The following is a 518-nucleotide window of genomic DNA, read 5'->3' on the forward strand; positions in this document are numbered from 1 at the left end:
ACCGCGTCGGGTGGGTGTGTCGTCGTTCGGTATGAGTGGTACGAACGCGCACACGATCCTGGAGCAGGCTCCCGACACCACCCACGAACCCGAGCCCGTTCACACCGGCGCGGACGGGACCGAAGGGACCGAGGGGCGGTCGCGGGTGTGGGCGATCTCCGCCCGCAGCCGGGACGCCCTGCGCGACCAGGCCGCCAGGCTCGCCGGGATACTGGCCGGCGACAACGGCTGGACGGCCGAGGGCGTCGGCCATGCGCTCGCCGCGTCCCGCTCGGCCTTCGAGCACCGTGCGGTCGTCCTGGGCGCCGACCCGGCATCGCTGCTCGCCGGTGTGACCGCCCTTTCGAACGACACCGACCACCCCGACCTGGTCACGGGCAGCGTGGTGGAGGGTCGCACGGCGTTCCTGTTCTCCGGTCAGGGCAGTCAGCGTGCGGGTGCGGGGGGTGATTTGTACGGGGTGTTCCCGGTGTTCGCGGACGCGCTGGATGAGGTGTGCGCGTATTTCGACGCGGAGT

The 518-nt window shown here is 71.4% G+C and carries 1 pseudogene; it reads left to right on the forward strand.

Going from position 1 to position 518, the window contains the following annotated elements:
* Positions 1–31: 31 nt before the first annotated feature.
* A pseudogene (locus tag K7G61_RS36035) lies at positions 32–518 on the forward strand (hypothetical protein); the annotation flags it as partial.

Origin of the sequence: Streptomyces sp. HPF1205, from assembly GCF_020400825.1 — a bacterium.
Classification (GTDB): domain Bacteria; phylum Actinomycetota; class Actinomycetes; order Streptomycetales; family Streptomycetaceae; genus Actinacidiphila.